At 69.4% G+C, this 7,414-nt stretch carries 4 protein-coding genes and 1 pseudogene; all 5 read right to left on the bottom strand.

Annotated features, from left to right (window positions below; all coding sequences use genetic code 11):
* Window positions 1-230 (bottom strand): annotated as a pseudogene (locus ACK4S9_RS21145) (hypothetical protein); the annotation flags it as partial.
* Between the two features lie 8 nt (window positions 231-238).
* Window positions 239-3,892: a tubulin-like doman-containing protein gene (locus tag ACK4S9_RS21140; RefSeq protein ID WP_409729579.1), complete on the bottom strand. Its 3,654-nt coding sequence runs from the start codon at window positions 3,890-3,892 to the stop codon at window positions 239-241.
* 18 nt (window positions 3,893-3,910) lie between these two features.
* Window positions 3,911-4,369, bottom strand: a complete 459-nt coding sequence (locus ACK4S9_RS21135; RefSeq protein WP_409729577.1) for a hypothetical protein — start codon at window positions 4,367-4,369, stop codon at window positions 3,911-3,913.
* 48 nt (window positions 4,370-4,417) lie between these two features.
* A complete protein-coding gene (locus ACK4S9_RS21130) occupies window positions 4,418-5,920 on the bottom strand; it encodes a hypothetical protein (protein ID WP_409729575.1) in 1,503 nt (500 codons plus the stop codon).
* Entirely contained in the window at window positions 5,917-7,407 is a 1,491-nt protein-coding gene (locus tag ACK4S9_RS21125; RefSeq protein ID WP_409729573.1) for a hypothetical protein, read from the bottom strand. The genes ACK4S9_RS21130 and ACK4S9_RS21125 overlap by 4 nt, the downstream gene beginning before the upstream one ends.
* Window positions 7,408-7,414 lie beyond the last annotated feature (7 nt).

Raw genomic sequence — 7,414 nt, 5'->3', positions numbered from 1 at the left:
GTAGGCGCCGGCGTGGGCGCCGGTATGGGCGCGGCTGCGGCCGGCTGGGGCGGCGCGACACGGGGCGGCTGCGCCGGCGATGGCGGCGCTACCTGTGGCAGGCCATCCAGGCGCGCCGGCTGGACGGGCCCCTGCGCGGTGCCGCACCAGGGACAGAAATTCACCCGCCTCGGCATCAGGCGCCCGCAGTGCGGGCCGATGCAGCGGTAGACCGCGTCGTCTTGCACCATGCCGTCCTTCATTCGGGATCCGGGACATCGTCCGGGTCGGGAATCGCGTCGTCCAGCAGCGCCGCCAGTTCGGGCAGTGCGCCCACGGTGCTCCACTTGTCCAGCTTCGGGTTCCAGGCCATGTTCCAGGCGCGCGTGGCGCCGTCGATCTCGCCGCGCGCGGCCTGGCGCCCGATCTCGTCGAGCGTGAACGGGCCGCGCTGGGCGCCCTGCACGAACAGCTTGTAGCGCGGCCCGTCCGCCTGTGCGCCGGCGCTTGCGGCCGGCGCGGCCTTGGCCAGCTCGACCGCGGCCCCGGCGCGTCCCTGCAGCACCGCGGCCGCGTGGGCGTCGCTGTGCAGGTACTGCGGCAGGATCACGCGTTTATCCACCGGCCGTTCGACCTCCCAGCTGTAGGCGTCGCTGGCGGAATCCGGCACCGCCTCGGTCCATCCCTGGATGCTGCCGAGCGCGCTCTCGATCTGGCCAGCGGACAGCGTCGGGTCGAGCGCGGCGGCGCGGCGGATCCATTGGTCATACAGGCGCCGCGCGGTAATGTTCGGCAGCGAGGGCGACGGCAGCTGGGCGCCGGTCTCGTCCACTTCCAGGCGCGGCTCGTAGACGCGCAGCTGGTAGTAGCGCATCAGGGCCGCCAGCAGCACCAACTGGTGCGGCCCCACGTTGGCCAGGCGCTGGCGCACGGCCTGGATGACACCGTCGCGGTAGTACGGCGGCAGCCCATTGGAGCGGATCGCGTATTCGTTGCCGATCTGGAGCCACTCGCCCGAACCCGGCTCGACCTCGAACAGGTACTGGCCGCGCGGCTGGAAGCTGGCCTCGCGGTCGCCCAGGTCGGCCTTGCGGCGAATGACGCCGAGGGCGATCGCCTGCAGGAACCACTCGTAGTCGTCGGCCAGGCGGTTCAGTTCATCCATCGAGGGTGACAAGGGATGGCGAAAGCGCGTGGCGTCGAAATGCAGGTGGGTCGGGATCTTCGGGTTCTCGATCTGGTACGAGGCGCGCCAGGTCGGCAGGCCGCGCAGCACGGTCATCGGGTAGCCCGACAGCTCGATGTAGCACACCGCCTTGCCGGAAATCCCCGTGTTGACGATCGACAGCAGCTCGCCGTGGAAGTAGCCGGTGGGGACGGCGGCGCGCAACTCGGCTTCCATCTTGCGCCAGGCACTCACGTCGCCGACGCCGATGAAGCACTTGAACTGGTCGGCATTCGGCGTGAATTCGGCCGAGAAGCGTGCGTTCACCCAGGGCATGGCGCTGCGGATCCATTCGGCGAACACGCGCTGGCGTTCCTGCGGCGTCATCGCGGACAGACGTTCCAGCAAGGGGTCGACCGGCTCGGGCTGCTCCAGCTCCTGGGTGGATAGCTGCAGCTGGGCGCGGCGGAACAGCTTGAGCAGCAGGTCGGCGCGCAGGCGCTCGTCGCCCAGCTGCGGGAACAGGCGCGCCGAGCCGCCGAATTCCAGCAGGACTTCCTCGCTCCAGCTGCTGACGTCGCTGCTGAGCCTTACCTTCGGCGGCAGCGTGTCGCTGGCCAGCTTGATGTAGGTGGCGTGCTCCTGGCGCGCATCGGCGCGCAGCTGGCTGATGCGCTGGTCGGCGGCCACCAGCATGGCCTGGACCTGGCGCCGGCCCTCCTGGAATTCGCCGGCGATGCCGCTCCACTGGGCATTGCCGTGCTCGTCCGTTGCCTGCGGCTCGCCCAGCCAGGCCGACATGTTGCGCATCACCTCGATCGACTGGTTGGCGGCCACCGCCAGCAGGTGGAAGCGCAGGTAGTCGGCGATGTCGCGCTTGAGGTGGTTCATGACCTCGCGCGCTTGCGGCTCCTTGCCGAACAGGCGGCCGGCGGCCTGCGACAGGTTGTTCAGCGATTCTTCCACCTGGCGGGTGCGCAGCGCATCGCGGATGTCGCGGTAGCGGCGGCCGTTACGCTCGGCATTGGCGATGTCGCGCTGCGACAGGCGCGCCTTGACCTGCTCCAGCAGCGAGAGCACGAATTCCAGGCCGCCCTGCTTGCGGTCGTCCAGCAAGGCATACAGGCGCTCGCGCACGCGGGTCTTCTGGCGCGCCGTGACCTCGCTGGTGTGGCGCTTGATGCGGTCTTCGCTGGTCTCGGCGGTGGCGCCGGCCTCGCGGATGGCGTCGCGTTCCAGCTGCGGCAGCAGTTCGGCCACTTTCTCGCGCCACTGCTTGATGTCGTAGGAGGCCATGATGCGGTCGACCTCGAGCTGCACCTTGCTCTCGACCCTTTCGAGCAGCAGGCGCCCGTCCTTGTCCAGCAGGAGCGTGCCGGTGAGCGCGTATTCCGGGAACGGAGTCACGTCCACGGTGCCCTTGCGGAAGTCGGGGAAGATGTCGAAGGGACGCTCGGCCATGTCCATCTGCTCGCGCATGAAGCTGTCGCGCTCGGCGTCGCCGGCGCGGCGCGCATTGCCGGCGCTGCCATCCGAACCAACGAGGCCGAAGAAGGCCTTGACCATCAGCCCGGCCAGTTCGTAGGCGCGGATGTCGTCGCGCAGGCTCTGCTGGGTATCCAGCACCGCCTGGCCGAAGGCGGAGTAGGCCTTCGAATAGGACAGGCGCATGTCGCCGAAGCGCTGCTCGGGCACGCGCGGGTTGTAGGGCCCCAGCTTGTGCTGCTGCTGGTTGACCGCCACCGAACGCTTGCGGTTGGCGAAATCGGCCGACGCAAAATCTTCGAACAGGGTGTCGGCCACCATCTGGTACACGTCCTTCACATCCAGCGTGGCCTTGTTGGCGAGGTTCGCGGTGTCGACGAAATACACGTCGTCGTAGGGCGCGCCGCGGCCCGTGATGCTGTCCGGGTCCATCCATGCCACCCGTGCGTTCATGTCGCGCATCGCCGTTTCCAGCTCCATCAGGGTGGCGTAGGCATTGGCCTCGGTGCGTTCCTTGTTGGCCTTGGCGAAGCCGCCCGGCATCAGGAGCACCAGGTCGACCTGGCTGTCCGACACCTCCTGGCGCGCGATGGCTTTCGAGAGCCAGCCCAGGTCCAGCACGCTGCCCGCGCCGGTGCCGCCCGCGCAGGAGGCGATGACGACGATGCGGAACTTCGAGGTATCCACCTGCAGCCCGAGGCGCTGGTAGTTCTCCTTGCGCTCGATGCCGGCATTGCTGCCCAGTGCATTCAGCGCGCCCTTGATGCGTCCGCGCAGCTTGGGGTACTTGTCGTAGAGGTAGAGCCGCGCCAGGGCGCGGATCTGGCCCGCCCCTTTCGAGGGGTCGATCCCGAGCGAGCGCAGCTTCTTCGGACGCAGCGGCATCCAGCTTTCGATCAGCGGGAAGCGCGCCAGGCTGTCGTCGGACTCGTGGTACTGGGGCAGGTCGAGCGGTTCGACCAGGCGCTCCTCGTCGGTCAGCTTCACCAGTTCGTACCAGGGGTCGGTGCGCTGCGACTTGCCTGCGTCGATGATCGCATTGTTGTCCAGGTCGAAGTGCAGGAAGCGCGCCACCGGGAAGTCGCCGATCGACTCCACGCGCGTGGGATTGTGCCGGTTCCAGACCGCCGACAGGATGCGGCGGCGGATGCGCATCATCACTTCCATGCCGGTGCCGCCGGCGCCGATGAACAGCGTCGGGCGCAGGTCGACCTTGAGCTCCGCTTTCGCGTTCAGGGCTGCTGGGTTGGGAAAATCTGCCATGTCGTTCTCTTTAAAGGATTACCGGCGGCCGATGAACAGGGCCGCGACCAGGGCCACCAGGCCCACCGCCACCAGCGGACCGGTGACGGCGAAGGTCAGGAATTTGCTCGCGTTGATGATGGCCAGGACCGCGGCGGCCGACAGGAAACCCAGGCCGACGAACAGCAGCCAGCCGGCGCTGCCCGCCGACGAGGGCGCGACGCGCCGCACCACCAGGTGGTGCACGTAGGCGTTGCGCACGAAGAAGTACACCACCAGCAGGACCACGAACACCGCCGCGCCGATCGCCAGGTCGCGGGTCGAGGTATCGGTGGCCGGCACGGGGGCGCTCGTGGTCCCGGGCACCACCTCGACCGGGCGGCCGGCGGTGTCCGGCTGGGTCTGCGGCAGCGAATCCTGGGGCGAGGCCGATTCCTCCGGCAGCTTGAAGCCGGGATCGGCGGGCGACGGAGCGCTGGGTGCTTGGGTGCCTTGCATGGTGCTTCCTTTCTTCTTCTTTATTGTTAATAACGGTTTTTCATTGCATCAACGGCCGAGCCGGACCTGCGCTCCCTCACGCAGGTCGAGCAGCTGGTGACCGAACAGGGTGGTCTTGAGCATCGCCACCTGGGCGCCCGCCTTGTCGTAGATCGGTTGCGTGGTGCCGGGACGGGCGCGCATGGTGCGCAATTCGTCCTCGACGGTGACCTGGGCCACGCGCGGCCGTCCGTAGGCCCAGGCGGCGGCTCCAGCCGCGGCCAGCAAGGCTGCGGCAAGTCCGCCCAGCGCCGCCAGCGGCCCCATGCCGTAGTGGACCCGCACTTCGAGCGGCAGCACCGCGGTCGATGCCTGCACGGTCGAGGGCGGCGTGAAGATGTCGGGCAGCGGGTCGCCCGGGAACAGGGCCGCCATGCGCTGGCGAAAATCCTGCGACAAGGCGAGGCGCTGGTTCGCCAGGTGCAGCTCGATGCGGCCCGGCAGCACATAGGCCGAGCCGGCCGACTTGAGCGCCGCCATCGACCATTTGTCGGGCAGCTGCGCCACCGGCAGCTGCATGGTCGAGCCGAGCGGCAGCGCCTTGCCCGGCGCCAGGTTCTCCACCCGGCTGCTGGCCAGCTTGATCGGCCGGTCCTCGCCGGCCAGCATCGAGCGCGCGCCGAGGGTGGCCGAGACGATGGTGTAGGGGTACATCGCATTCTCCAGGCGCCAAGCAACGCTGGCCCTGGGGGTGCGCGCATCGGGGTCGACGTCGGCGCGCAGGGCGCCTCCGGGCGCCTGCGAGAAGGACACGCCCGGCGCATCTTCCACCTGGGCCGGCACCAGGCGTACGGTGTCGCGGTCGAGCGGTTTCAGGCGCGCCGGCTGCTCGGTGATCACACTGGCGATGCGCCTGGATGCCAGCAGGCCGTCGAGCGCGCGGCTGCCTTCCTTGCCGACCGCGAAGGCATACACCATCAGCCCGTTGGCCTGGTAGTGCTTGCCCGCTACCGGCATGCGCAGCGGAAAAGCCACCACCTTGTCGATGGCCTGCCCCTTGTGGATCAGCTCATAGAATTCGCGGTTGCGCGCGGCCGTGGCCTGGTCGTTGTTCGGGCTGTTGCGGTTGTTGGTCACCAGCCAGACGATGCCGGGCTTGCCTTGCAATGCCGTCGTGATCGCCGCCTGCACCGCTTCGCCGAGGTCGGTATCGGCCAGCGCGCCGCTGTTCGGCTTGCGCGCGGTGTCGAGATCCGCGAGTGCCGCGCCGACGCGGCCGCGCACGGACTTGTCATCCGCCTTGAGCGACAGCAACGCCCTGGGCGAGGGCGCGCCGGGCAACGACTGGTTGAAGGCGGCCAGCACCAGCGCGTCGCCGGGTTGCACGACGGCGCCGGCCAGTGCGCCGACGAGCGGCTTGAACTGGCTCTTCGGGTCGCTGTAGAAGGGCTCCATCCAGCCCGAGTTCTGCACCAGGAAAATGTGCGAGGTCGCGTGCGGCGCCGCCCACGCGCCCGCCATGGCGAACAGCGCCGCCAGCGCGGCCATGCCATGCTTGAACAGCGCCCTCATGCCGGCTCTTCCAGGCGCCAGCCGCGCATCGCGTTCCAGTCCGGATGGTGCAGCCACAGGCAACCGTCGTAGACGAAGGGCACGCACTCGAGCGGACGCGACAGGCGCACCACTTCGTCGAGGATCACGTTGCGGCGGCCGATCCATTCGACCGTGGTGCGGGCGATCGTGCGCTCTTCCAGCGCATCCTCGGCGCGGCCGGTGACCTTGTGCATGCGCAGCACCAGGCCGCTCGGCTGGCTGCGGTTGTTGTTGAAGGCGCGCAGCAGCGGCAGCACCAGGGTCTCGTCCTGGTGCAGGTCTTCCACGTGTTCGCCCGACCAGGGCTCGTCGAGCACCGGGTGGCCGCGCCGGAACAGGAAGTTGGCGAAGCCCAGGCGCGCGCCGTCGATGGGCGCCGCCTCCGGGCGTTCGCTGCCGAGCTCGAGGAAGGAGTAGCCCTGGCCGTCATGGCCGATCTGCCACAGGCGGCCGTCGCGGCTCTGGGTCGGCCCGCCGAAGGCCAGGCGCGGCTGCCAGCCCGGCGGCCAGGGCGTAAACAGCGGCGGCTCGCCCGGACGCCAGGCCAGTTGTCCCTGCTCGTGCAGCCAGAACAGGCGGCCGTCGTAGCCGATCGGGCGCGACCAGCCGGACGCCGGCACATCCGGGCAGGCATATTCTTCGACGTGGTCGATGTCAGCGCGGATGGCACACAGGCGCACGGTCCCCTCGGGCGCGATCAGGCAGGCGATGTGGCGGCGCATGGCGCCGGGCGCAGCCACCAGCGGCGCCCGCAGTACCGGCTCGGTGCGATAGCTCTCGCTGACGGGATTGATCCACAGGCGCTGCAAGCCTTCATTGGTCGGCACGATGGCAACCTCGCCGCGGCGCGGCTCCAGCACCGGCAGCCATGCGTAGCTCGAGGCCGTGAAGGCCAGGCTGGCCGCGCCGTCGTCCGGCGCCATTACGTGCCACAGGGCGGCCACCGGGTCCCAGTACTGCAGCACGCCGCGGGTGTGCGCCAGCGCCAGCAGGCGTTGCTCGGGAAAGCCGTAATGGGCGGCGGCGAACACGCAATAGGCATTGGGCGGCGTCGGCATGCTCAGGTCGCAGCGGCCGGGGTGCGGCGCGGCCGGACGTTCTTCCAGGCTGTCGCCGAGCGGCAGCGACGTGACCGGCAAGCCATGCGGCACATGGCGCGGCAGCATGGCGTCGGCGCCCGGGCCCCACCAGCCGGGCTGGCGCGAAGGCGTGCCGGGGAGGCGTTGCAAGGGCTTGCCGCAGTTGGGGCAGAAAACGAAACCTTCAGGGTAGATGGGCGCGCAGCCGCAGGCGGTCGGCAGCGAGGCGCCGAGCAGCCGGGCAATATCGGGTAGACGCGCGGGCAGACCGCCGGGCGCGTGGGCCTGCCAGTCGATGCGGCCCAGCCCTTCGCTGGCCAGCAAGGCAAACTGTCCGCGCTCGTCCTCCTGCCAGACACTGGCAGGCGTTTCCCATCGGTATGTCATTCTCGCC

Source organism: Massilia sp., assembly GCF_046293535.1.
Classification (GTDB): Bacteria; Pseudomonadota; Gammaproteobacteria; order Burkholderiales; family Burkholderiaceae_D; genus Telluria.
Note: the sequence above shows the minus strand (reverse complement) of the source record. Positions and strands in the feature narration are given on the sequence as shown.